Origin of the sequence: Pectobacterium atrosepticum, from assembly GCA_019056595.1 — a bacterium.
Lineage (GTDB): Bacteria > Pseudomonadota > Gammaproteobacteria > Enterobacterales > Enterobacteriaceae > Pectobacterium > Pectobacterium atrosepticum.
Genome location: CP036163.1, coordinates 2,540,421 through 2,566,381 on the forward strand (window position 1 = coordinate 2,540,421; position 25,961 = coordinate 2,566,381).

At 54.6% G+C, this 25,961-nt stretch carries 19 protein-coding genes and 5 pseudogenes; 15 read left to right on the top strand and 9 right to left on the bottom strand.

The window, feature by feature from the left end; genetic code table 11:
- Window positions 1-21: 21 nt before the first annotated feature.
- The 3 genes and pseudogenes from DCX48_12125 to DCX48_12135 all read left to right on the top strand — a co-directional run bounded on the left by DCX48_12125 (window position 22) and on the right by DCX48_12135 (window position 5,056).
- Window positions 22-468: a DUF1795 domain-containing protein gene (locus DCX48_12125; protein QXE15199.1), complete on the top strand. Its 447-nt coding sequence runs from the start codon at window positions 22-24 to the stop codon at window positions 466-468.
- Window positions 461-4,375: pseudogene (locus DCX48_12130) on the top strand (type IV secretion protein Rhs). Before DCX48_12125 ends, DCX48_12130 begins: the two are co-directional and overlap by 8 nt.
- Window positions 4,376-4,753: 378 nt before the next feature.
- The gene (locus tag DCX48_12135; GenBank protein QXE15200.1) at window positions 4,754-5,056 is read left to right on the top strand and encodes a hypothetical protein; all 303 of its coding nucleotides are present in this window, start codon (window positions 4,754-4,756) and stop codon (window positions 5,054-5,056) included.
- 67 nt (window positions 5,057-5,123) lie between these two features.
- On the opposite strand, the gene DCX48_12140 is transcribed toward DCX48_12135, so the two are convergent.
- Entirely contained in the window at window positions 5,124-5,348 is a 225-nt protein-coding gene (locus tag DCX48_12140; GenBank protein ID QXE15201.1) for a type I toxin-antitoxin system SymE family toxin, read from the bottom strand.
- A 70-nt stretch (window positions 5,349-5,418) separates the two neighbouring features.
- Window positions 5,419-5,670 (bottom strand): annotated as a pseudogene (locus DCX48_12145) (XRE family transcriptional regulator).
- Between the two features lie 4 nt (window positions 5,671-5,674).
- Here DCX48_12145 and DCX48_12150 point away from each other — a divergent pair.
- The 8 genes and pseudogenes from DCX48_12150 (at window position 5,675) to DCX48_12185 (ending at window position 12,449) form a co-directional block, all read left to right on the top strand.
- Window positions 5,675-7,491 (top strand): annotated as a pseudogene (locus DCX48_12150) (toprim domain-containing protein).
- A 59-nt stretch (window positions 7,492-7,550) separates the two neighbouring features.
- Window positions 7,551-7,700 (top strand): annotated as a pseudogene (locus tag DCX48_12155) (recombinase XerD).
- Between the two features lie 464 nt (window positions 7,701-8,164).
- A complete protein-coding gene (locus DCX48_12160; GenBank protein QXE17227.1) occupies window positions 8,165-8,659 on the top strand; it encodes a hypothetical protein in 495 nt (164 codons plus the stop codon).
- A gap of 767 nt (window positions 8,660-9,426) precedes the next feature.
- Window positions 9,427-9,831 carry a hypothetical protein gene (locus tag DCX48_12165; protein ID QXE15202.1) on the top strand — a complete coding sequence of 135 codons (405 nt, stop codon included), beginning with the start codon at window positions 9,427-9,429 and terminating at the stop codon, window positions 9,829-9,831.
- Between the two features lie 236 nt (window positions 9,832-10,067).
- A pseudogene (locus DCX48_12170) lies at window positions 10,068-10,547 on the top strand (type IV secretion protein Rhs).
- 9 nt (window positions 10,548-10,556) lie between these two features.
- Complete coding sequence (locus DCX48_12175) at window positions 10,557-10,964, top strand: hypothetical protein (GenBank protein QXE15203.1); 408 nt, start codon at window positions 10,557-10,559, stop codon at window positions 10,962-10,964.
- A gap of 439 nt (window positions 10,965-11,403) precedes the next feature.
- Window positions 11,404-11,928: a hypothetical protein gene (locus DCX48_12180; GenBank protein QXE15204.1), complete on the top strand. Its 525-nt coding sequence runs from the start codon at window positions 11,404-11,406 to the stop codon at window positions 11,926-11,928.
- A complete protein-coding gene (locus DCX48_12185; GenBank protein QXE15205.1) occupies window positions 11,928-12,449 on the top strand; it encodes a hypothetical protein in 522 nt (173 codons plus the stop codon). The genes DCX48_12180 and DCX48_12185 overlap by 1 nt, the downstream gene beginning before the upstream one ends.
- Window positions 12,450-12,533: 84 nt before the next feature.
- On the opposite strand, the gene DCX48_12190 is transcribed toward DCX48_12185, so the two are convergent.
- The 6 genes from DCX48_12190 to DCX48_12215 form a co-directional block, all read right to left on the bottom strand.
- On the bottom strand, window positions 12,534-12,746 hold the full coding sequence (locus tag DCX48_12190; protein ID QXE15206.1) for a type I toxin-antitoxin system SymE family toxin: 213 nt from the start codon (window positions 12,744-12,746) through the stop codon (window positions 12,534-12,536).
- A gap of 267 nt (window positions 12,747-13,013) precedes the next feature.
- The gene (locus DCX48_12195) at window positions 13,014-13,757 is read right to left on the bottom strand and encodes an ABC transporter ATP-binding protein (GenBank protein ID QXE15207.1); all 744 of its coding nucleotides are present in this window, start codon (window positions 13,755-13,757) and stop codon (window positions 13,014-13,016) included.
- A 17-nt stretch (window positions 13,758-13,774) separates the two neighbouring features.
- Window positions 13,775-15,385, bottom strand: a complete 1,611-nt coding sequence (locus tag DCX48_12200; GenBank protein ID QXE15208.1) for an ABC transporter permease — start codon at window positions 15,383-15,385, stop codon at window positions 13,775-13,777.
- Between the two features lie 20 nt (window positions 15,386-15,405).
- On the bottom strand, window positions 15,406-15,807 hold the full coding sequence (locus tag DCX48_12205; GenBank protein QXE15209.1) for a biopolymer transporter ExbD: 402 nt from the start codon (window positions 15,805-15,807) through the stop codon (window positions 15,406-15,408).
- Between the two features lies 1 nt (window position 15,808).
- Window positions 15,809-16,525, bottom strand: coding sequence for a MotA/TolQ/ExbB proton channel family protein (locus DCX48_12210; GenBank protein QXE15210.1), 717 nt, complete (start codon window positions 16,523-16,525; stop codon window positions 15,809-15,811).
- Between the two features lie 10 nt (window positions 16,526-16,535).
- A complete protein-coding gene (locus tag DCX48_12215) occupies window positions 16,536-17,399 on the bottom strand; it encodes an energy transducer TonB (protein ID QXE15211.1) in 864 nt (287 codons plus the stop codon).
- A gap of 438 nt (window positions 17,400-17,837) precedes the next feature.
- Here DCX48_12215 and DCX48_12220 point away from each other — a divergent pair, with 438 nt between their 5' ends.
- The 4 genes from DCX48_12220 to DCX48_12235 all read left to right on the top strand — a co-directional run bounded on the left by DCX48_12220 (window position 17,838) and on the right by DCX48_12235 (window position 24,724).
- Entirely contained in the window at window positions 17,838-18,845 is a 1,008-nt protein-coding gene (locus DCX48_12220) for a nitrate ABC transporter substrate-binding protein (protein QXE15212.1), read from the top strand.
- Window positions 18,846-18,931: 86 nt separating this feature from the next.
- Window positions 18,932-21,217, top strand: a complete 2,286-nt coding sequence (locus DCX48_12225) for a TonB-dependent receptor (GenBank protein ID QXE15213.1) — start codon at window positions 18,932-18,934, stop codon at window positions 21,215-21,217.
- A 4-nt stretch (window positions 21,218-21,221) separates the two neighbouring features.
- Complete coding sequence (locus DCX48_12230) at window positions 21,222-23,996, top strand: Tat pathway signal sequence domain protein (protein QXE15214.1); 2,775 nt, start codon at window positions 21,222-21,224, stop codon at window positions 23,994-23,996.
- Window positions 23,996-24,724 (top strand): hypothetical protein, encoded by a 729-nt coding sequence (locus DCX48_12235; GenBank protein QXE15215.1) that lies wholly within the window; start codon window positions 23,996-23,998, stop codon window positions 24,722-24,724. Before DCX48_12230 ends, DCX48_12235 begins: the two co-directional genes overlap by 1 nt.
- Here DCX48_12235 and DCX48_12240 read toward each other — a convergent pair.
- A complete protein-coding gene (locus DCX48_12240; GenBank protein ID QXE15216.1) occupies window positions 24,711-25,640 on the bottom strand; it encodes a LysR family transcriptional regulator in 930 nt (309 codons plus the stop codon). The two genes, DCX48_12235 and DCX48_12240, sit on opposite strands and share 14 nt — an antisense overlap.
- Window positions 25,641-25,961: the final 321 nt, after the last annotated feature.

The following is a 25,961-nucleotide window of genomic DNA, read 5'->3' on the forward strand; positions in this document are numbered from 1 at the left end:
AAACAACAAGGATACGTGAACATGTACCAGATGAACGAAGGCACGCTGGTGGTTCCGGCACAATGGCGTGATGAATCCCTGCACGTTTTTGTGTTGCCTGATGAAACCACCAATCTGGTGGTCAACCGTACGCCCACCGAACCCGGTCAAACACCTGAATCGGTCTACCAAAAAACGCTGGAGCAGTTTTCCGCTCATCTGAATGGCTACAAAGAAGTGCAGGCTTGGGAACTGACGTTGGCAGGCGCCCCCGCACAAGCGCTGGAGTACACCTGGCGGTCACCTGAAGGCCTGATGCACCAGGTGGTCGTGATGCAGGTACGCGGTAGCTTGCTGCTGACCTTCACGATTACCGCAGCCGATGCATTGAGCGATGCCCACAAAGCGGAACTGCTGGCGGTGATTGCAACGTTCAACGCTGCGGAGCCTGCCGCCGCCCCGGAGGGTAAGGCAGGCAGCAATGCGTGATGAAATTCTGGCTCGTATTGCGCGGGTGGGTGCGATGCACGCCGGCAACCGCCCCACGCTGCCGCCCGATTTACCCGCACCCGGCAGTGGTTCTCCCCCCACTTCACCGGACAAGCCCATCAAACACAGCAGCTTTCTGGGGGCGTTGCTCGGTGCCGTTGCCGGGGCCCTAGTGGCGGCAGCAGTTGCCGCGGTCGCGGTCGCGTTGGTCGGGGTGACGGGCGGGCTGGCGATTGCACTGGTAGGCGGATTGGCGGTACTGGGGGCGGGTAGTCTGATATCTGCGGTAAGTGGCCGGGTATCCGCCATGGTAGACAGCGCCTCGCCGCCCGCCGGAGCGGTGGCTGACGGTTCACCTAACGTGTCTGTTGAAGGCAACCCTGTATCCCGGGCGGAAGTCGATGCAGTGGCGTGTACCAAACATAGCGGCCCGCAACTCATTGCACAGGGCAGCGAAACCGTCTTCGTTAACGGTCATCCGGCCGCGCGGATAGGCGATAAAACCGTGTGTGGTGCTACCATCAAGGAAGGAGCATCTACCGTATTCTTTGGCTCCGGACAGGCTACGGTACTGGAGATACAAGATGAGTTCAGCGGTTGGCAGAAAGCGCTGCTGATTGCGGTGGAATTTCTTGTGCCACCGACGCGTGGGTTATTTCGCGGGCTGGGGAAATTATTCTTTCGCGGCCCTAAAGCGGTCATGAAAGGGCTGGGTGCCGGAGCTCTCTGGGCGGGTAAACGCTTTAAGCAAAAGACACGCTGTGCCACCCGCGCATTTAAGGCGAACAAAGGCCGGGCGCGGGTGACCCAAGCGGCCAAAGCCTTCAAGAAAGACCCAGTGTATATCGCCAGCGGCGAGGTGATTGAAAACCGCACTGATATCGAACTGGGGCAGACTCTTCCACTGGTGTTCGAACGCACCTACCGTACCGCCTCTTCACATGTCGGATTATTAGGCCATGGCTGGCAGGATAGCTGGAGCGAAGTCGCTACCGTCAGCCGTGATGACGGCGACACCCATGTAGTCATTACACTGGCACAGGGCTACAACATCGATTTCACCTTCGGGGTGGGCACTACGGTGGTGTACTGCGCCGAATACCCGGAGTTCAAACTAGTTAGGCGGCATAACGGCTTTCACCTGTGGCACCGTGACAGCCAGACCTGGCGTGCGTTTACCGTCAGGCAGGATGACCAGCTATTGTTGTCGGCCATCACTGACAACCATTTCAACCGAATCGATTTTATCCGCGACCCCAAAGGCTACCTGCGCAAGGTGCAGCACAGCGACGGCATCGAGCTGCTGCTGGTATGGCAAGGGGAATTTCTCCGCCAGGTGCAACGTATCGACGGCGGGCAGAAAACCGTGCTGGCCGAATACCGGCAGGATGAACAAGGGAGACTGATCGAGGCCGATGCGGCGCATGCCTATCACCTGTTCTACGAGTACGATAACCACAACCGCTTGGCGCGCTGGCACGACAACGACCAGACCTGGGCACAGTATGAATATGACCATCAGGGGTGCTGCATTTACACCACCTGCGCCGACGGCTACCTGACCGCCAACTTCGAGTATCTGGCAGACCGCGTGGTGATGACAGACGGGCTGGGACAACGCCATGAATATGGCTTTAATGACCTGTACCTGATGACATGGGAGAAATCCCCGCTCGGCCATATCACCCGCTTTGAGTATGACGATGTCGGTAATCTGCTACGGGAAATCTCCCCTGCGGGCCGGATGGTGGAATTTGCCTATCTGGGCGACAGCGGGCTGGTCAGTACCTTCACCGATGGCAGTGGCCATCAATGGCATTACGACTATGACGACAGCGATCGCCTCACCAGTATCACCGACCCTCTCGGGCGCAACTGGGTCTGGCAGTACGACACGAAGGGCAATCCGCAAAGCCTGACCGGGCCGGACAACAGCGAAGTGCATTTTGCGTGGAACCGCTACGGCCTGCTGACCGAAGTCAGTGACCAAGGTGGACAGGTGCAGGCCAGTCTGTTTTACGACCATCGACAGCGCCTGCTCAGTGCCACGGATGCGGAGTCCCGCACTCAACAACTACGCTACGACCAACAGGACAGACTGACCACCTGGACACGCCCGGACGGTTCCACCTATCGCTTGGGTTATCGCCGTGCCAGTTGGAAACTGCCGGAACAACTGCTACGCCCAGACGACAAGCAAGAACAGCGTCAATACGACAAACACAACAACCTACTGAATTACACTGATGGCAACGGCGCGGTTTGGCGGCAAACCTATGGCCCATTCGATCTTCTGACGTCCCGTACCGATGCGGAAGGCCGCACCTGGCGTTACGAGTACGACAAAGAGAGCCAACAACTCGTCGCTGTTATCGCCCCAGATGGGAACCGCTGGCAATGGTGGTTGGATGCCGATGCACGGGTTATCCGCGAGCAGGATATGGCTGGCACCGAAACTCGCTACGGCTATGACGAGGATGGCCACTGCATTAGCATCCACAACGGCGAAGGCGAAACCCGCCACTTCCTGTACGACGGACGCGGGCTACTCATCAAAGAAACCGCACCGGACGATACGCTGCACTACCGCTACGATGGGGCAGGCCGACTTACTGAAGTGACGTCTGCGACCAGCTATATCCAGTTGTCGTATGACGTACGAGACCGAGTGGTGCAGGAACGGAACAGCGGAACAGAAATCCGACGCCACTATCAGGCAGAGTCTGACGCCGTTACCCGCAGCTTGTACTGGGAAGGCGAAGAGAGCAGCGCGGCACTCACCAGCACCTTCCGCTATAGTGCCACGGGTGAACTGCGGCAGGTGCAGTTGCCGGATGACGCAGAGCTAACGTTGGCTCACGACGCCGCAGGACGAGAAGCCGCCCGAAATAGCAACGGCGGCTTTATGCAGCAGCGCGAATACGACGCCATGGGCTGGCTGACGCGCGAGATGAGTGGGCAGCAGCGGGATGGTCGTTTACAGGCCGAACAGAGCCGTGAACATTTGTATGATGGCGCAGGCAACCTAACGGGCACCCGGCACAACCGCGAGGCCGAAGGCTACCGGTTGGATGCCAGCGGACGAGTGCTAACCGTCCTGAGCGGCGGCACAGGCCGTACCGTCAATACCGAAGAAGAATACCGCTACACCCGCACCGGCCTGCCGCAGGACGCCACAAGATTGACCGAGTGGCAAGCGAGCAGGCTTATTCAGCGTGACGATACCCACTATCAGTACGACAAAGCCGGACGGCTGATACGCAAACAGGTGGTACAGCCAGGCTACCGGCCGCAGGTTTGGCACTACCGCTGGGACAGTCGTAACCAGCTCAGAGTGGTGGACACGCCAACGGGTGAGCGCTGGTTCTACCGTTACGACCCATTCGGGCGACGCACCGGCAAACGCTGTGACCAGAAAGCAGAAGACATCCGTTACCTCTGGGACGGCGACCAGATAGCTGAAGTGCGGCATTACCGCGAAAACCAGCTTATCAGCCGCCGCCACTGGGTACACAATGGCTGGGAGTTGCTGGTGCAACAGCGCCAGAATACCGACGGGAATTGGGAGACGGATTTTGTCACCAGCAGCCATAACGGCGAGCCGCAGGCTATCTTTAATCAGGCTGGTGAGCTTCGCTGGCAGGCGCCGCGCACGAACTTATGGGGGCACCGGACTACAGATAATACTGAAAGTCTCGATCCGGGGCTGGCATTTGCTGGGCAATACCGTGACGAAGAAAGTGGCTTATGCTATAACCGATTTCGGTATTATGATCCAAGCGGTGGTTGCTATATCTCACCTGACCCGATAGGGATAAGAGGTGGTCTTAACCTTTATGCGTATGTTAAAAACCCTGTAAATTGGATCGATCCGAAAGGGTTAGCTGGATGTAATATAGTCCATAGGGCGGTGACTCCTGAACAAGCAGCAAGTATCCGAGCAGGCAATGGAATATCAAGGCCGACTCCATATCATAGAACGACACCGACTCAGCATGTAGCAGGAGCACCGCACTCGCGTGATCCGTGGATATCAACAACTAGAAGTCAATCAACAGCAGAATACTTCGCCACTCATGGTGGAACCCAAGCAGCAAATCCAATTGTTAATATAGATCTGTCTAAAATTCCGAGCGATAAGATTTTAGATGTATCAAACGCTCAAAAGGCTGCGGAACATTTGCAGACTCCATTCACCCGAAATGTAGCGGCAGCCCACCAAGAAGTATTAATCTTTGGAGAAATACCATCGGAAGCGATAATTGGATTTTTATAGGTGGATAATATGTTGGAAGAAATAAAAGAAAAGATCATAAAAAACAGCTTTGTTGATGAAGTTAGAACCAATATGGTGTTCAACGAAGATGCTTATATTGGGTTAATATCGTCTTTGGGTGAGTTATCTAATGAATTGAAAGATAATGATCTTATTGATAAGAAGTTGGCGCTTTATTTATATACCATTCCACAAATGGTACGAAATGCATATGTGAGTTTTGATGGAAAAGAAAATAAGCCTGAAATCGCATTCAGATTAGAAGACGCTTGGATTGAATTAGATGCATTGGTCATTGACTGTTTAAGTTAATAAAAGCCGGAAGCGATCTCCACGATCCTTCCGGCTGTATTTTATCGGCTGTTTATCATGAGCGACGTCAGAGATTAATCTCGGTCTCAATCACTATCCTGCCCCGCTCAACTGTCACCGTTATCGGCATCCCGGTCATAAACCCCGACTCTTCCAGCCAGCGGCCTTTAAGGTTGATGGCAGACGGCGGGTTGGGCCTGCCGTTATGCGGGGCGTATCCCACGGTGTAGTAACGTTCTGTTTTGGTTGCTTTATTTACGGTGTTGCGTGACGTAGAATCGTGCGCAGCCATAGTAACTACTCCTGTTAGTTGCTTGTGGTAAGCGGCGTTAACGGGCTGTAACCCGTTATCGTCGCGCTAGTTATCGTTTACTGGTGATGTTCATCACCTGTTCCATCATTGCCTTCTTAACGAAACTGTCCAGAACGGCGATCAGCGCCTGTTGATCTGAGTCTGGTAGCAGATCCGCCTTCTGCCACAGCGCGTGTAGCATGTGGTTGCGCACCTTCACCTCATCCGATACCGACTTGCGGCCAACCAGTTCATCCATCGACACCTGAAGCACATCAGCAATGTTAACTACCGTCTCAAGATGTGGCGCACTCACGCCTTTGGGTAAAACGGTCATCCTGTGCGAATCCCTTATCGATGCCATGTCGTTCTGGGTGGCGGGTTATCGTAACGTGACGGCAGCGTATGGGGTAAACGGCGTGACGGATGAGATGCGACAAGCCTTTATCCGGCATGGTGTGAAACAGGTGCTTATCGCGTTCGATAACGATGAGGCAGGCAATACGGCGGCGGTAAAATTGGCCGAATCCTTAGTCACTGATGGCATCACGCCGTTCCGCGTGGTGTTCCCGTCAGGCATGGATGCGAACGGCTATCTGTGTCAGGTGGCGGAGCCGGAAACGGCGTTCGGCTTACTGGTTGACGGGGCGTTGCCGATGGGGGAAGCGGTCAGTGCCGAACCTGAATCCGTGCCACAACGGAAAGCCTCATCGCCACCCGCTGCGTCCTTAGCGGCGGGTGTGGAGGCGGTAAAAACGGCGCAGGTTGCCGAGCCGGGCGTGGTGGTTGACGTGTTACCGAACGGTGAGCTTGAGATAGCGCTGTCTGGTCAGCAGTGGCGCATCCGGGGGATGGCATCGGTAAAAGCGGGCAGCGGCACCATGAAGGTGAATGTGCAGGTCATCGACACGGCCAGCGGCGTGGTGTTCGCGGACAGCGTGGACATGATGAGTGCGCGGAGCCGTGCGGGTTATGCGCGGCTGGCGGCGTCAGAACTGGGACTGGCAGAAAGTGATGTCAAACGCAGCTTAGGCCGTGTACTGCTGGCACTGGAAGCGCACCTGAGCCAACCGGAAACCGGCAGTGACACCGCACCGGAACTGGATGACGACGCCAAAGCGGACGCGCTGACGTTGCTGCGTGACCCGAACCTTATCGGCAGACTGACGGATGACCTTGCGGCCTGCGGCGTGGTGGGGGAATCGACCAACTTAGTGGCGGGTTACTTAGCCGCAGTATCGCGCAAGCTGGATAAACCGTTGGCCGTGCTGATACAGAGCAGCTCAGCGGCGGGTAAGTCCTCACTGTTGGATGCGGTGCTGAATATGATAGCGCCGGAAGAGCGCCTGCAATAGAAAACGAGAAAGGTTATCTCACCGAGTTGCACCAGAATGCCCAGCGGTTACTGAAACCGTTAAAGGTGGTGAACCCGTTCGCGTCACAGCTCACGTTCCTGAGCGACAAAACCCGCACCCGCCGCGACCATATGAAGTACCTCACCCTGATACAGAGCATCGCCCTGCTGCACCAGTACCAGCGGGACGTGAAGACGGTGGCGCACCGTGGGCAGGTTATCGAATATATCGAGGTCGAACGGTCGGATATCGTGCTGGCGAACCGGTTAGCGCACGAGATATTAGGCCGCACGCTGGACGAGATGCCGCCACAGACCAGAAAGCTGTTGCTGCTGATACAGGGGATGGTGAACCAGTTGGCACATACGCAGAGCAAAAAACCGGGCGACGTGCGCTTTACCCGGCGGGATATCCGCAACGCGACGCAGTGGAGTGACAGTCAGCTTAAGCTGCACTGCCTGCGACTGGCTGAAATGGAATACCTTCTGGTTCATGGCGGCAGCCGGGGGCACCTGCTGCAATACGAGTTGCTGTGGGATGGCACGGTGCCGGAAGGGGCGCACCTGTGCGGGTTAATCGAGCCGGAACTGAATGAAAAAGACGGGTACGACTCGCGCAAGTCTGGGGCTGGCAATGGAAAGTCTGGGTCAAGTCTGCCCCAAGTCGGGGCTAAGTCTGGGTCAGCAAAACCGCGCAAAGCCGCAACCGATAAGGGTTCATCTGCCACAAGTCGGGTTAACGGTAAAAGCGCTGTTCCGGCACCACAGGATAAGCCTGTCGTACCGTAGTGCCATAAGTCGTGCCGTTATCCCTCTTTATCGCCACTCACCACGCAGGACGCGCCGCCATGACCCGACCGACTCCCCCCAGCCCGGAAGCCCTCTACCTTAGCCGCCAGACACAGACGTTACGCCAGCACACGGAGCATTACCTTGAACACCTGAGCGCAGCAGGCTACAGCGCCCGCACGCAGGAGAGCTACTGGGAGCGGCTCCTTCGTCACGGCGCTGAAGGGCTTCATGCCCGCCCGGCTGCGTCTGGCTGCGCGGGGTCGCAGTCGCAGGCTCCTTGCTCCTTCCCCGCTCGCCAGCTTCCGCTCCGGTGTGGCGTGGTCATGCAAACCTGCGGTTCCCTCCGGCACGGTGCACCAGAGCGTCGCAGGCCGACGCTTGCGGACTCTTTGCCGCCCGCACCCGCAGAACCCGCACGGCTTCCGCAAACGAGTAGCGGAAGCCGTGCGGGTTGAGGTGGTAAACCCAAAAGGCGAAACGACTAATGGCAGCGGCGGCTGCCGCTGCTATGATGTGGCGCAGGCAGACAGGGAAGTCAGAGCCTGGCGGTAGCGTGTCCGGGGGTAAAAGTGCACGTCGGGATGTTCGGGTTACGGTTGTGTTAATGTGGCCGAAAACGCTGTCTGAAAAGGCCGTTGCATCAACAGGTTAAGTGCGCTAAAAAGTACGACTGCATCAGGATCGTCCCTATGACCCGATAGGGATAAGAGGTGGTCTTAACCTTTATGCGTATGTTAAAAACCCTGTAAATTGGATCGATCCGAAAGGGTTAGCTGGATGTAATATAGTCCATAGGGCGGTGACTCCTGAACAAGCAGCAAGTATCCGAGCAGGCAATGGAATATCAAGGCCGACTCCATATCATAGAACGACACCGACTCAGCATGTAGCAGGAGCACCGCACTCGCGTGATCCGTGGATATCAACAACTAGAAGTCAATCAACAGCAGAATACTTCGCCACTCATGGTGGAACCCAAGCAGCAAATCCAATTGTTAATATAGATCTGTCTAAAATTCCGAGCGATAAGATTTTAGATGTATCAAACGCTCAAAAGGCTGCGGAACATTTGCAGACTCCATTCACCCGAAATGTAGCGGCAGCCCACCAAGAAGTATTAATCTTTGGAGAAATACCATCGGAAGCGATAATTGGATTTTTATAGGTGGATAATATGTTGGAACAAATAAAAGAAAAGATCATAAACGTAAGAGATTAATATCGGTCTCAATCACTATCCATACACGCACAACTGTCACCGTTATCGGCATCACGGTCATATTAGTTGGTTGTGGTTAGCGGCGTTAACGGTATGTAACCCGTTATCGTAGCGCTAGTTATCGTTTACTGGTGATGGTTCCTGAGCGACAAAACCCGCACCCGCCGCGACCATATGAAGTACCTCACCCTGATACAGAGCATCGCCCTGCTGACTGGCTGAAATGGAATACCTTCTGGTTCATGGCGGCAGCCGGGGCACCTGCTGCAATAACAGGTGCGGGGGGATTGCACGGTGCCGGCGCACCTGTGCGGGTTAATCGAGCCGGAACTGAATGAAAAAGACGGGTACGACTCGCGCAAGGCTGGGGCTGGCAATGGAAAGTCTGGGTCAAGTCTGCCCCAAGTCGGGGCTAAGTCTGGGTCAGCAAAACCGCGCAAAGCCGCAACCGATAAGGGTTCATCTGCCACAAGTCAGCCTCATCGCCCCGGCGGTAAATGTCGCCCGGCCAGCGCTCATCCAAGTCCCTCTCTGCAACTCACGTTGCTGGCCGTTCGTCATTCAACATAATGTGGCATTACGCGAAATGGGCCGTCGGGGCGGCCCACAACGCGTAACACACATTATGTCGGCGCCGGTCGGGTAATGGGCGCGCTGCGGCTACCTCAACCTCAGTGTGCGGCTGGCCGCCGGGGTTCGGCACTTGGTGCGGCGTGGCGCACAGCTCGCAGGCTCGCTCTGCTATCGGCAACGGCAAGCGTTCTTCAGCATCGACGGTGTGGCCGCCCTCCCTGGCGGCGCAGGCTGCGGCGTCAGCCTTCAGGCAACGTCAACATCAACCCCACAGCAGAAGCCGTTCCTTCGTCACGGCGCTGAAGGGCTTCATGCCCGCCCGGCTGCGTCTGGCTGCGCGGGGTCGCAGTCGCAGGCTCCTTGCTCCTTCCCCGCTCGCCAGCTTCCGCTGCCCGCCCCGGTGTGGCGTGGTCATGCAAACCTGCGGTTCCCTCCGGCACGGTGCACCAGAGCGTCGCAGGCCGACGCTTGCGGACTCTTTGCCGCCCGCACCCGCAGAACCCGCACGGCTTCCGCAAACGAGTAGCGGAAGCCGTGCGGGTTGAGGTGGTAAACCCAAAAGGCGAAACGACTAATGGCAGCGGCGGCTGCCGCTGCTATGATGTGGCGCAGGCAGACAGGGAAGTCAGAGCCTGGCGGTAGCGTGTCCGGGGGTAAAAGTGCACGTCGGGATGTTCGGGTTACGGTTGTGTTAATGTGGCCGAAAACGCTGTCTGAAAAGGCCGTTGCATCAACAGGTTAAGTGCGCTAAAAAGTACGACTGCATCAGGATCGTCCCTATGACCCAATAGGGATAGCGGGGGGTGAGAGTAACTATGGTTATGTCCAGAATCCGGTCTGCTGGGTTGATCCGTATGGGCTGGCGAAGTGTCCAACGTTAACTCATGGTGCTAACGGGGAAATATTATCGGCCAAGGCTACCGTATCAAAAGCTGAGCTTAGAACGGGTTCTGCAACGAATCAAAGCTCCAGAGACTACGCTCGTTCATTAGGTGATCAAACCGATGATGCTGGGCATATATTAGGCAACGTTCTTGGTGGGCAAGGCGGTAAAGGTAACGTGTTCCCACAATTACCTGGTATTAACCGTGGGCAATACAGAGATTTCGAGAAAGTTGTCAAAGATTATATAGGTCAGAATGGTTCGGTTGATATCGAGTGGGCCTTTAAATACGGTAATAGCGGAACCCGCCCTACAGAAATCTACTATGACGTCTATCAAAATGGGCAGAAGGTTTTTGGTAGAATATTTAATAACTAAGGTGTCTTTATGGCTGAATTATCTAAAGCAGAAGAGGTTCTAAAAGAATTTATCATCCAAATGAATAAATGGGAGTTGAAATATTACCCATTATTTAGAAATGAAGGAATGACTGTGCATAAAGATGCGGCAAGAAAATATCTTGATGATATATATGATATTTTCTGCACAAAGAAAGAGCGAAAACAAGGCAGACAAATATCACTATCATGTGGTGAACCACCGGAGTACTCACCAGATGAAGAAATATTAAACAGGGAAGTAAATAAAAACAAAGCGATATTTGTAACGCAGCAGTATACCGAAGCTAAAAGTAAATTTCGTTACACCCTTAATATTAAAGATGGCGAATGGCGTATTGATAAAAAAGAACGATTTAGCTCATTTGAAGATAAGTGGACAAAGTACAATTTGTAGTCAGATAAAATACCCAGAAGCGATCCCAACGATCCTTCCGGCTTTATGTTATCTGCTGTTCAGTGGCGGTAATTTACCGCCCGTGCTTAATCTCTTCCAGATTAAGCACGCCCAGAAAACGATTCAGCCACTGCGTGACGGCATACTCATCGAACAGCGCGATACTTAGGGCTTGCAGGTTGCCCCAGAGTTCGCGGATATCCTGCGTGGTGCGAGCCGTCCCACAATAAACCTCGGTTCAGCAACAAAACGAGTAATGGCAGCGGCTGACAGGGAAGTCAGAGCATGGCGGTAGCGTGTCTGGGAGTAAAAGTACGCGCCGGGGTGTTGGGCTACGGGCGCTTTAATGTGCCCGAAAGCACTTCCTTAAAAGGTTGTTTCTTCAATGGCTTAAGTGCGTTAAAAAGTACGACGCGCCTCGGATAATCCCTATGACCAGATAGGGATAGCGGGAGGAGAGAGTAACTATGGTTACGTCCAGAATCCAGTCTGCTGGATCGATCCGTTTGGGTTGGCTGGGTGCTCAGCCACTTTAGGCAAAAATATGATGGAAAAGATGGGACTTCCTCGGTCAACTACCTGGAAAGGGTATCAAGCACATCATGTTATTCCCAAAGAACTGGCAAATCATCCTGCATTGAAAAAAATTAACTATTATATTGATGATGCGTCAAACGGTATATTTTTAAGGACGAAAGATGATGCTATAAGCGCCATGGCAAGACATCAAGGCAACCATAGTGGATATACTGAATCAATTAGGAGTGCTCTTGGTAAAATAGATCTTAATCAATCTGCCAGTTCCATTTCAAAACAAGTTTCAGATATACAGAACATTGCAAGGGGTGGATTAAGAAATGGTATACCAATTAGACCTCTTGACATGGATAAAGCCGGTGGTGCATTAGGCAACTCTAAAGTTAATGCTCTTTGGAATAATGTGTTTGGTAAAGGTGGCTGGTAATGAATGACAAATTTATAGTTGAACCTATAGAGTTTGCATTTACAAAAGGACTCTTCAAGGGATTGTGTGATGTTTCATTTAATGATGTAGTAATCATTAAAAATATTGATGATGCTATCGAGTTTGCTTTCGAACAAAACCTGCCATCCAACTATAAAGTTTGGAATGATATAATTGAGAGTTATCGTGAAGAATTAAGAGAACACACTAACTTTCAGAATGCGTTAGATTTTATAAATAATAAGTTGGAATTTTTTCAGCATCAAAACTCATCCCTTCACCTTGAATACAGAAAGAAAAAAATAAAAAAATCAAATAGTAAGCATGATGACTTTATTTTCTCAGAGTCAAAAGAGGATGCATATTTTGTCTTGTCCACCATAGCAATTAACAGATATCTGAATAACTTTATTGATGATGGTTTTCTTGAGAGATTATTCAGTATTTATAAAAGTGGTGGATGGCCATGTGGTATGAAACGTGATTCTATTATTGTTTTCGATCCAGCAGTACTCATGTAACCGACAAAGTTATTAAAACAAAACCGAAAGCGATCCCAACGATCCTTCCGGCTATTTTTTATCTGCTGTTTATCGTGTGCGGCATCAGAGATTAATCTCCGTCTCAATCACCAGTCTCCTCCGCTCAACGGTAACGGTGATTGGTATCCCGGTCATAAAGCCCGACGATTCCAGCCAGCGGCACTTTAGGTCAATCGCTGGCGGCGGGTTGGGTTTACCGTTTTTCAAGGCATATCCCACCGTGTAGTAACGCGCTATTTTTTGATTTATTTGCCGTGATGTCTGTCTTGTAATCACCTCAGCACAGGTGTGGCACTACCGCTGGGACAGTCGTAACCAGCTCAGAGTGGTGGACACGCCAACGGGTGAGCGCTGGGCAGATGCCCCCGTAAAACGGTCACGTGAAGTGACAGATGTACCGGGAGCAGATTTGAACGATGTTCGCTACTGCCCTTAAATACTCGGCCCTCTCTGGTTACCAAACGCCTGCTGATGACAAAACGGCGACGTCATTAGATGAAGTGATTCCTTAGGACAACTCAATTTTCATTGATATATCAACTATCAAGCCTGATGCAGCGCCTGACTGACAGCTTGCCGTTGCTCCAGTAACGCTGGGCTGGTGCGATCTCGAGGATAAGTCAGATTTACCGGTAGAATTGCACTAATCCGGCCGGGCCGGGGTGACATGACTACCACTCTGTCAGCCAGAAAAACGGCCTCTTCCACATCATGCGTCACCAGCAAGATCGTCAGATCCGTTTGTCGGCGAATATCTGCCAGACGTTCCTGCAACTGCTGTTTGGTCAGCGCATCAAGCGCGCCAAAAGGTTCATCCAGCAAGAGAATACGTGGCGTCGACACCAGCCCACGGGCGATCGCCACACGCTGTGCCATCCCACCCGACAGCTGATGCGGCCATGCATCGGCAAAGCCTTCCAGCCCCATCATCTGGAGATAGTGTGCAATTCGCTGCGCAACTTCCGTAGGGGAAAGATTGAGATTGAGCATACCGAGGCGAATATTGTCCGTCACGGTGAGCCACGGAAACAGACGCGGCTCCTGAAACACCAGACTGACCTCGTCGGGAATGCCGTGAACAGGCCGATCGCCAATCAGAATACGTCCGCGTCGGGTAGTATCAATCCCAGCAGCCAAACGCAGCAGCGTCGATTTACCACAGCCGCTAGCACCGATGACCGCAACCAGCTCGCCAGCATGCAACGACAGGTCGATGTCCTGTAACACCGTCAGCGGTGCGCCGTTGACAGTAAAATACTTGGTAATATGCTGAAAATGCAGGGACATAGATTCTCCGTTATCCGTCATGCAAAGCGCCAGCGGGTCAGCCGCCGTTCAGACAAAGTAATCAACCGGGAAAATAGTGCGGCCACCACCGCAATCAGCACTACACCGGCCATGATGCGATCGGACTCAAGCAGCTGTTGTGCACGAATCATCATGCCACCCAGCCCCTCTCCCGACGGCATGAAATACTCTGCGCCAATCGCCCCCGTCCACGCATGCATCAACGCGAGTCGCAGGCCTGAAAACAGCGGCGGTAACACGCTGGGCAATATCAGCGTGCGGAGCGTCTGCATCGGCGTCAGTCGCAGAACCTGCGCAACCTCTAATAGCGCAGGAGGAAGCTGGGCGATTCCCTGACGGGTTGCCAACATCACAGGAAAGAATGCCGCCACAGCGATAAATACGATTTTGGCGCTCTCCCCTAAACCGAACCAGGCCGTGATCAGCGGCAGCCAGGCGAATAGTGCCACACAGCGCAGTGCGGACAACGCCGGATTAAACAACTTGTCAGCGATGCGCCAGCCGCCGAGCAACGCACCGACCAGCACACCGATTGCGCTTCCCAGCATAAAGCCCTGTAGCGCACGCAGCAGACTGGCATTGAGATCGGCCAGCAGCCCACCCTGAATCAACCCCGACCACAGTGCCTCAATCACATCACTCGGCGCGGGAAGAAAAGCCACGTTCACCCACTCGCGCGTGCTGCTAATCTGCCACAGTGCAATCAACATCAATGGCGCTAGCCAAGGTGTCAGCGACAGACTCGGCAGCGCATAGCTCAGGCTATCTCGCCCCAGCACCGGCGCAGGCCAGTGAATCCAGCGACGCTCCAGCTTCAGCAGCACGCGTTCCCCGGTAAACCCTAGTATTCCAATGATCAAAATGCAGACGAACACCAGATCCAACATGAACAGCTGGCGGCTTTGTACCAACAGATAACCCAGCCCTTCGCTGGAAGCCAACAGCTCAACCGCAATCAACGCCACCCATCCGGTGGAAAACGCCAGCCGAACGCCCGTCATCACATAAGGCAACATGGCAGGCAGAATCAGGTAACGCAGGAAGGCGACGGGCGGTAAACGCAGGCTACGCACCATTTCATGCAGCTTTTGTGGCGTCTGTTGAATACCGGCGCAGGTGTAAAGCGTCACTGGCACCGTTACCGATTTCACCAACACCACCAGCTTCAGCGCTTCCCCGATCCCCAGTGACAGCATCAAAAGCGGGATCCAAGCTAACGTAGGAATCTGCGCGATGACGGTAAATAGCGGCATAAACAGCGCATTCAAGCGTCTGTTCAGACCAAATAGACTGCCCAAAACCAGACCCAGCGCAATGCCGCCACTAAAACCAATCACAAGCCGCATCAGGCTGATGGGTAACTGGTGAATTAGCTCTTCGGGGATAAAAGCCCGTGCGCTGCCAATCACCGTCAGCGGCGAAGGCAGGATCTGTTCAGACATCCACCCGTATCGACTGGCAAGCCACCAACTGGCAAGTACCAGCAGCGGCACGACGAGCGATACGATCAGTGAAATGACCAGCGCAGAATATCCCGCCGACAGCGTGGCTGCGCTCAGATAAGTATCAGGGGCGGAGCGTATCCGCAGAGGATATTTGGGCATCATGATCGTCAGTATCCACAGCATTATTTTTGCGTCAGCAGGGATAGGCGGGTAATCCCTGCCTGCTCGACATCGGCCAGCAGCGCGGCGACATCACCGTAATTTGCCTCTTTATCCGCCTGCACCTGCACCACCAAATCTGCATTACCCGCTTTCGCCTGCTGCAAGCGCGGCACCAGTTGTTCCCGCGCCAGGTTTTCTTTATTGATGAAGACACGCCGCTCACTATCAATGCTAATAACAACCGGATCGGTGCGATCGACCGGGGACACCGCCGCCGTTTTTGGTAGCTGAATAGGAATGGCATTGGTCAGCATCGGCGCGGTCACGATAAACACCACCAGCAATACCAGCATGACATCCACGAGCGGCGTGATATTCATTTCACTCATCACGTCGTCGTCATTACGCGAGGTAAACGCCATCTCAGACCACCTCTCTCAGGTTCTTCACGGAGAAAGCGGCAGACGATGGCTCCACACTGGTATGAAGTGCGCTGACATGAAAATCGTGCGCCTGCATCACGCTGTAGACATCATGAGCGAAGTCATCCATATCCGCGACGGCCAGCTTGAGACGACGCAAAAAGTAGTTGTAGATCAGCACTGCAGGAACCGCGACAGCGATCCCGACGCCGGTAGCTATCAGCGCATTACCAATCGGCCCTGCGACAGTGTCGAGACTGGCAGAACCAGAAAGCCCGATCTCCTGCAACGCTGCCATAATGCCCCAAACAGTACCAAACAGGCCGATAAACGGCGACGTACTGCCAATGCTGGCCAACACCGCCAGTCCGCCTTCCAGCGAACGACGTTCGCGTTGAATCTGCTGTTGCAGCGCGCGCTCAACCCGATCGGGCAGATGAATATTAAGAGCAAGCTGCCCGCTAATCCGCTCCGGCGCTTTGACCGCAGCCAGCGCCAGATTGGCGAGTGAACCGGGCTGCTTTGCGCTGGTTTCTGGCGTCTGGCTGACGTCATCTTGCTGCCAGAAAGCCGCGCGAAAGTGTCGATCGCGCCGCTGCGCACGCCCATATTGGACGAGCTTCAGTAGCCCCAGCCCCCAAGTGACGAGAGAAAACAGCAACAGCAACAGAATCACAGCGCCTTCCGCAGAAAAGAGTTCAATGTGTCCAAGCGTCATAACCAATACCTCATGAGTTCAGCGAAAAATCGACAGGTACAACGACCCAGCCGCTAACCGGCTGACTGCCGCGACGCGCCGGAACAAAAGACCAGCGCAGCACTGTATCTCTGGCGGCCTCATCAAGTGACGGATAGCCGCTTGATTGATGAATACGAATGGTTTGCACCTTGCCGTCGGCACGTACCTGCACGTTCAACAGTACGGTGCCTTCATAACCACGGCTAATCGCTACGTCGGGATAAGACGGTGCGGGATTATGCAGGTAGTCAGCATTAGCGAGCGGCGGCGTCAACGGCGCATCAACGGGCAGTGCTACAGCCTTTTGTGCTACCGGAGCGGGCGTTATCGGTGCCGATGCCGATGCGGTTTCCTTCTGTGGTTGCGGCGTCGGTTTAGGCGCGGTAGTGCTCTTTTTCACCGGCGTCTTTTTCGGTACAGGCTCAGGCTTTTTCTCTGGCACTTTTTTTTCCGGCTCTGGCGGCAACAGCGCGTTGTCATCCACCGGCTTGTCCACAGGAGGTGGAGCGAGTTCCGGCGGAGGCGTCACCACTTCAGGCTCCAAAGGTTCAGCAGGCTGGGCTTGTTGCACTGGCTCTGCCACCATAGACACCAACTCAACGCTGACAGGTTGTGGCCGCGCAGGCACCGTCACCGGCGGTGTCGATGTACTGTTGAGTAACGCCAGCACCGCCGCATGCAATAGCAACGTCGCTATTACGGCCAGCCAGCGCTCCGGCCGGGATGAGCGCGTCGTATTCAGATGCGATAATCGCTGCTGCACCGAACCATTTACCCGGCTAGCATGCGGTGTTGGTTCCGGTGAATAAGGACGGGGTATCGGCGCGGCTCCCGCATAGAGTAATTCCGTCATGATGGGTTGCTCCTGACAATATATCTTTATCGCTCTATTTCGCGTTGCAGGTGTTTATGTCGCCTGAAATAGCGTTTTGATAATCGATTCTTCCCGACTATTTAATAAAGTCAACGTATGTATCTGCATATCGATATTCATTTCATTCTTTATTTCTTTAATAAGACGATAGCGTTAATAATCGACACTCAGACTAAAGGTAAAAATTGCCGTCAGGCTAATGCATAGTTGGAATAGTTTTTTTTCGTTCGTTGCATATCGATGAAATAGATGATGAATGCTGACTTAGCTATTTACTAAAAATAATAATGCTTTTTTTGTATTAGTCAGTTTATTGCCAAGCCTTTAAATGTGGTGCTGCACACGATATGACGCCGTTCGAAACAGGCGCAATAACATAATTTCTATTCATCGATTTCATTACTGGCGGGTAAAATAATGACGACATCAGGACGAAAATGGTTAGTGACTAGCTTATTGGCAATGGGGATGGCCTGGTCAGGTATCGCATCAGCAATCACTGAAATTCGTATTGCCGCGCCAGACATTGGTGCGGGCACAAAACCCAGCGGCGGCGGCCTGCTCGACGTCATCCACAGCCAGAAGCTGCTAGAGCGCGAATTTAGCAAAGATGGAATCAGCGTGCGTTGGACGTTCATCAAAGGCGCCGGCCCCGTCATTAACGAAGCGTTTGGCAACCATCAGGTTGACGTGGCCTATCTGGGCGATTTAGCCAGCATTATCGGCCGTTCACGCGGTCTGGATACCCGTGTGATCGCCGTGGCATCACGCGGCATCAATCACTATCTGGCGGTGGCGAAAGGCTCCGGCATTGAGAAAATTGCCGACCTGAAAGGTAAACGCATCGGGATCTTTCGTGGAACAGCGGGTGAACTTTCCTTCGTCAGCGCGCTTGATTCGCAAGGCCTGAAGCCCTCTGACGTTAAGCTGATCAATCTCGATTTCGCGGCGGCCAGCGCAGCGTTAGCTGCCGGACAGATTGATGCCACCTGGGGCGGCAGCAATACGCTTTCACTACGGGATAAAGGGCTGGCAGACATTCCACTATCCAGCCGCGATTTGAACGGTGCGGGTCAACTCAGCGGCTTCCTGTTAGTCGATGAGAAATTTGCCAAAGGCAACGAGGATATTCTGCGGCGCTTAGTCAAGGTTCAGCGAGAAGCGGCAAACTGGGCTAGCGACAATAAAAATAAAGATGAATTTATTCAACTCTTAGCTACCCAATCGGGCTACCCGGAAAATATATTACGCGTCGAATGGGATACATTACCGCCATTAACGGAGCGTCTTTCGCCCGAATTGGATCCTGCCTTCGTAGAAAAATTAAAACGTGCCGTCACGTTGGCCTATGAATCGCGTCTTATTCGACAACCTTTTGATGTCGATAAATGGCTGGATGATTCTTATCTAAAAGCAACGCAGTAATTTATTTCCCCAAAAAAATTATAACCCGCGTATTGCCGTGAAATTCACGGCAATTGGCAGCCTATTGACGACATTCGGAAGAAGCTATGTATTTTAAAAAACACCAGCAGTATTTAAAAAAACACCAACGCAAAATAACGTCGGGCATTTTAATGAGCTGCGTCTTAACGCTTCCCGCTATAGCGCGAGCAGCCGATCCGCAAATCACAACGAATAACTCATCACAGCGGATCCCCCCCGGCACCGAGGCAACAACCACCGCCCCCGTCCAGTTGAAACGCGTGAAAGTAAACGCTCAGCGTGCGACTGTTCAACCGCCAACCACACTGGCATCAGTGATCGACGGCAAAACGCTCGAAGAAGAGCGGATATACCGCTTTGAAGATCTGTCACAGCTCGTGACGGGGCTGGATGTCGATACCGTCGATGTGATGGATACCACAGTGACTATCCGTGGGATTGGCGACGGCGGTGAGAGCGGCACCAACATCGGTATGCCGGGCAGCGTGGGGCTGTTTGTCGATGGCGTCTACTTGTCCCGCCCCGGCGTTATCTCTAACGATTTGCTGGATATCGACAGCACCCGAGTGTTGAAAGGCCCGCAGGGTGCCGCCTACGGCTTTAATACCACCGGCGGCGCGATTGATATTCGCACCCGCAAACCGACCTTCACACCCGAATATTCATTGGAACAATCATTCGGACAGCGTGGCTATCTGCAATCCAAACTGATGGCATCCGGGCCACTCAGCGACCACTGGGCAGGCCGCATTAACCTGTCACGTACCGAACGCGGTGGAAACGTCACGAATATCGAAAACGGCCATAAGCTCGGGGGCAGCACCAATAACGGCGTGCGCGGCCAACTGCTTTATCAGCCGAATGACAGCTTTAGCCTCAGAATCACCGGCGACTACAGCGATGCCACCCAGCGTCCCGTTTCAGTTCTGGTGAGTGCAACCGACGCATTCCGCACCCGCGCACAACAGACTGGCCTCAAGGTCGTCGGCGGTCGTCAGGTCGCCATGGATGACGAGAACGTCATTCGTGTCGCACAAGGCGGCGGTTCGGTAGAGGCCAACTGGAGACTGCAGAGCGGTTATAGCGTCAACTCCCTCTCCTCACTGCGCTATTTCCGCGTATTGCCCAGCACGGCGGATAACTGGAATATCCCGCTCTATAACGATAGCGGTGCCAATGTACGCGATCGCGTCTGGTCGCAAAGCTTTTGGCTGGATTCGCCCAAAGGCAATAAGGTTGATTATTCACTGGGCGTCGATTACTGGGGAGAGAACCTCGATACCGAGGCAAACAGTCGCTACTACAACGACAATCGCGTGCGGACGTGGGTAGGGAATGGCTATCAGGGCATTAACGTTCAGCGCTTTGGTACGTTAGATGACACCGTCTATTCCGCGTATGGCCGCGGAACCTGGCACGCAGCCGATAAGCTGGACGTCATTGTAGGTCTGCGGCAGACCTACGAGAAAAAAGAGGGAACGTTTATCCGCAGGAACCGCGCGACCTTTGACTCTGGGCCACTCTCACAAACCAACCACCTGCCTTCGGGTTCCATCAGCCTGAACTGGTTTGCGGCACCCAACGTCACCCCTTACCTAACGCTGGGCTACGGGGAAAAATCCGGCGGCCTGAACGTGTCATCCGGGGCCGCAAGACAACTGGGGATCGACTCGCTGTACGTCGATCCAGAGAAAACCCGCTCGGCGGAGCTGGGGGTCAAAACCCACTGGCTACAGCGCAAAGTGGAATGGAATACCGCGCTGTTCTGGAGCGTCGTCGAAGATTTCCAGAATAACGCCTATGACGAAGAAACGGATACCAGCTACCTGATTAACGCAGGGAAATTCCGCTCACGCGGCGGGGAATCTCAGTTGACGCTGCGCCCGCTTGACGGCCTAAGCATCAGTCTGGCTGGTACGCTGTTGGATACCAGTTACCTGAACTTCCCCAACGCCCGCTGCCCGGCAGAAATCTCCGCCGTCTCGTGCGATATGTCAGGAAAACGCGTCTTCAAATCACCCACGCTGAGCTACAACACACGCGTGCGTTATCAATGGGATACGCCAAATAACCTACAAGCCTCGGTTTCCGGTCAATGGTCATGGCGGAGCTGGGCCTACGGTACGCTCGATGATTCCGAGAGCAACCGTATTCCGGCCTATGGCGTCCTGAACCTGTCTAGTGGCCTGAGCGGCAAACAAGGCGATAACCGCTGGAACGTGTCGCTGTGGGTAAAAAACGCGTTGGATAAAGACTACTACCGCTCCGTCAGAGGCTCCAGTGCAACAACGGGTGTGATTGGCGAACCGCGCATGGTCGGAATATCGGTCGGTTACGACTTCAAGGGCTAATGTCATGAACAAGATGGCTTACTCACGCCGACGCTTCCTGCGCGACAGCACGCTGCTGGCGCTGTCGGCACCGTTCTGGAAACCTGCGATCGCCGCACCTCTCGCTACGGCCTCCAACCGTGCAGGCGACACCGTACCGCAGGTGAGCCTGCGCTGGCTAGACGGACAGGTGCCTCGCGCCTTCAGTGGCGTCACCTGGGGCGTACCCTGGCCGCAGGGGACAGTGCGCAGCGATAGCGACTTCCAGTTACACGGCACCCAGCAGCAGGTTTACGACCTGCAAAGCTGGCCGTTGGCACGTTGGCCGGACGGCTCGATTAAATGGTCGGCACATGCTCTGAGCGGCGTCACGCCGCCGGCAGACAAACTCCTTCTGCGGCCGACAGCCAAAGCGGGCGTACCATCGGGTGTCGGAATGGTCAGCGAAAACGATCACGGCTGGACCGTCGATACCGGCCATATTCGCTGCGTAATTCCACGTTCGGGCTCCCGTCTGATCGAAGAAGTCTGGCGAGATGAGCGGCTGGCGTTAACCAACGGCAGACTGGTGTTGCGCATGCAGCGAGGGGCGGAGACGGGCAGTACGCTGACGCAGGACACGTATCAGGGCGTGATCGACACGGTCACGGTGGAGCAAAGCGGGCCACAACGTACGGTGATTGCGCTACGCGGCACGCATCACACACAGCAGCAGGGGGTTACGCGCATCCCCTTTGTTATCCGGCTGTATAACTATGCGAATACCGACTCGCTGCGCGTGGTACACACCCTGATCTATGACAACGATGACGATCGGCTCAGCCTGAAAGGACTTGGGCTGGCGTTCGACATTCCACTACAGGGGGAACTGCACGATCGGCACGTCCGCTTCGTCTCGGATCAGGGCGGGCTCTTTCGTGAAGCGGTACGCGGCCTAAGCGGGCTACGTCGCGATCCCGGTACAGCCGTTATCGCAGCACAGCTGGCCGGGCAAGCCACGCCGCCAATAGCAGATTTTTCACCGGAAGTCGGCAAACGGCTGGATTACATCCCTGCGTTTGGCAGCTACCGCCTGACTCAGCATCATCCCGATGGTTTTCAGATCCACAAACGCACTGCGGCCGGACAGGGTTGGCTACTCTCCGCCACGGGCGAGCGGGCGGCAGGCGTCGGCTATCTCGGCACGCCGAAAGGCGGCGTGGCGTTCGGCCTGCGCAATTTCTGGCAGAGTTACCCCGCCTGTCTGGAAATCGACAATGCCCACACCGACGTGGCGACCGTCACGCTGTGGCTGTGGTCACCGTGGGCAGAGCCGATGGATATGCGCTTTTATCATGACGGCTTGGGTCAGGATACCCATGACAAACAGCGCGAAGGACTGGCGATCACCTATGAAGATTACGAGCCGGGCTTCGGCTCGGCAGTCGGCGTAGCACGCACCAGCGAACTGTTTATCGATATTCTGCCCGCGACGCCCGACGCGGAAAATCTGGTGAATCGAGCACGACGTATGCAGCAACCGCCGCTGCTGGTGGCAGATGCACAGGATTTGTACCGCGCACAAGCGTTTGGATCGATGTGGGCCCCCGCCTCTGCCGCAACACCGGCCCGAGCCAGTCTGGAGAAGCAGTTGGGGGCGTACTTTGACGCCTACCAGCAGGAGGTCGAGCAGCGAAAATGGTATGGCTTCTGGGATTTCGGTGACGTCATGCATACCTATGACAGTGACCGTCACGTCTGGCGTTATGACGTGGGCGGCTATGCGTGGGATAACTCGGAGCTGAGTACCGATCTGTGGCTCTGGTATGACTTCCTGCACAGCGGACGCGCCGAGGTGTTTCGTATGGCGGAAGCCATGACACGCCACACCGGTGAGGTCGACGTGCACCATCTGGGACGCTTTAGTCCGTTAGGATCCCGGCACAATGTGCGCCACTGGGGCGACAGCGCCAAACAGTTGCGTATTTCTACCGTCGCCAATCGCCGTTTTCTCTACTACCTCACCGCCGATGAACGCATCGGTGAATTGATGGATGAACAAGTTGAGGCGCTGCGCACGCTAAGCGCGGTGCTGCCCGGCCGCAAAATCGGCCAGACGCATCCCGATAACCCAAACCATATCAGTCTGGGTTTCGGCACCGACTGGGGTGCTGTCGCTGCCGCGTGGCTCACCGCCTGGGAACGCCACGGCGATCCAACGATGCGCGAACGCTTGCTCAACAGTATGCAGACGCTGGCCGCTCAGCCGCACGGTTTTTTCACTGGCAACGCCGCCATCGATCCCGATACCGGCAGATTTCTTTCCGCGCCAGCGGATCAGGTGGAAATCTCACACCTCAGCGCCGTATTTGGTCTGACAGAAATCTGTAGCGAACTGATTGAAGTGCTGCCCGATCCCGCCTTTAGACGCGCGTGGCTCGACTACTGTCGGCTGTATAACGATCCGGTCGCGTTAAGCGCTGCCGTGGGTAAAACGGTGAAAAAGCTCAATCTGGCTCAAGGCCATGCCCGACTGACTGCCTTTGCCGCACGACAACTGAATGACCGCACGCTGGCGCAGCGCGCGTGGGCAGAATTTACCGCAGGCAGCGGCGGCATTGCCAACCCGACGCTCATGCAGCGACGCCTGACGCCACCTGAAGTGCTCTCCCCGATCAACGAGCCGGTGATTGACTCCACCATTGATAAACATTCCGGCAGCACTACGGCAACCAATCTAGCGACCAACGCCGTTGCCCAGTGGGGATTAACCGCCATCGCCCTACTGGCCTTGCTGGATGACATTTCTCCTTCTTCTTAATGCCGTCACCCGACGGTACGTTACAGGACACCATCATGATTGACCCTAGCTGTACTGAAAACACGCTCATCCTCTCGCCGCAGGTAAACGGAACACGTGACATTACAGATTCCCCGCACCGTTCGGCGCTAATCTGGTCCACGGATTCCACCGGTCAGCCGCTACAGTGGCAGGTGGAGCAGGAAGACCCTGACCGCGCGGCGATCCAGACCACGCCAGAGCGTCTGACGTTGGAGAGCGCCGCTGGGCTAACGCTCTGGCTGGATGCCCCGCTATCAGGCACCTATCGCATCGCCTTTACGCGGGAAATTCTGGTCGCGGATCGCCCCTATGACCGCGTGTCAGACCTGAATCAGTTCTGGGCTGCACGCGACCTGCACCACCCGAACCTATTTACCCGGCACGGTAAGCTCAACGAATATGACAGCCTGAACTTGTACTATGTCGGTATGGGCGGTAACTGGAACAGCACCACGCGCTTTCGTTATTACGATGGCCACGGCGAGCGTCTGCTGCTTGGCGAATACACTGACGCCGCACATCTGCTACGCCCTAATCATCGCTATCGCATCGTGATTGAAGTGGATCGGCGGGAAACACGTTTCTGGGTCGATGATGTGCTCTATTTCCACGCGAGCTACCCGAATACGCCTGCTCCGGGTTATTTCGGCTTTAGGACGGTATTTTCACGTCAGGAAATCAGCGAGTTCAGCATTACTCCGCTGTAAGCGACGCTGGCGCGCCGTGCAGGTCACCATCGACCTGCACGAAGGTGTCGATCAGCTTACGCGCCAGCAGAGACAGACGGGCGTCCGCCAGATAAATGATGCCGTAATGGGTATAAAATTCGTCGGTGTTGTCGTCCAAACCCGCAATCTTCAGCATATGAATACCGTGCCGATCGGGCTCGTTGAAATGATTGGTCGTCCCGATAGCATCCGAATGGCGCACTACATCCAGCAGACTGTAGCCATTTTCACACTCAATATTGGTGCGAATATCCAGCTTGCCGCTCAGTTGCACCAGTGCGCGATGCAGGTTGGGTGGGCGGATCGTTGCCGCCAGCGGATAGGAAAAGAATTGCTCAACGGTAATCTCTTCCTGCACCGCTAACGGGTGCCCGCTGCGGCAGCAGAATCCCCAACGATGCTGGCTCAGCGGCTGAACCCGATAGCGGGTATCGAATTCAAAGTTGCGCATATCCGCCACAATGAAATCAAGCTCTTCGGCCATGAGTCGATGCCCTAGCGCCTGCCAATTATCAACGCGAAAGACCATTCGCACCTTGGGATACAGTTGGGAGAAAGCCCCGATCACCTGCGGCATCAGCCAGGCGGCGGGGGCTGGGCCGCAGCCAAAATTCACTTCGCCCGCCTCTTTCTCATTGAACTGCTGAATATCGTTAAACAGATCGTGCGTCTGATTAATCAGGCGACGGGCGTGATCCAGTACTACCAGCCCTTTAGGCGTCGGCTCCAGTTGGTTCATACGGTCAATCAGGCGGGTGCCAACAGTCTGCTCCAGCGACTGAATACTGCGGCTGAAAGCGGATTGAGATAACTTCATCGCCTGTGCCGCCGACGTAAAATTGCGATGCTCAATCAGAGCAATAAAGTGGCGCAGTTGGCGAAGATCGATATTCATGGCAGCAATCAGCGTGTCATCAGGACGGAAGGAATTTGCAGGCTAGCAGGTCTGGTCGTGCAGAAAAAATAATAAAACCGCTGTTTATATTCTTGCTGGTTATATATCTAACACGGCTGACGTGATGGGGAAGCAACGAGGGGGAGAAATACATCTTCGACGCCTAGCGCAGTCTCTTATACGCCAATCCAGATGCATCGCGAATTTTGCCGTTATCCGGCGTAAAAAATTATGCTGAGGAGATAGCTGGCTTAGGATGAGCCGCAGGGACGCGGCGAGAGCTTGCGCCACGTCGGAACGTGTCGCAAGCGGTCCGTTAAG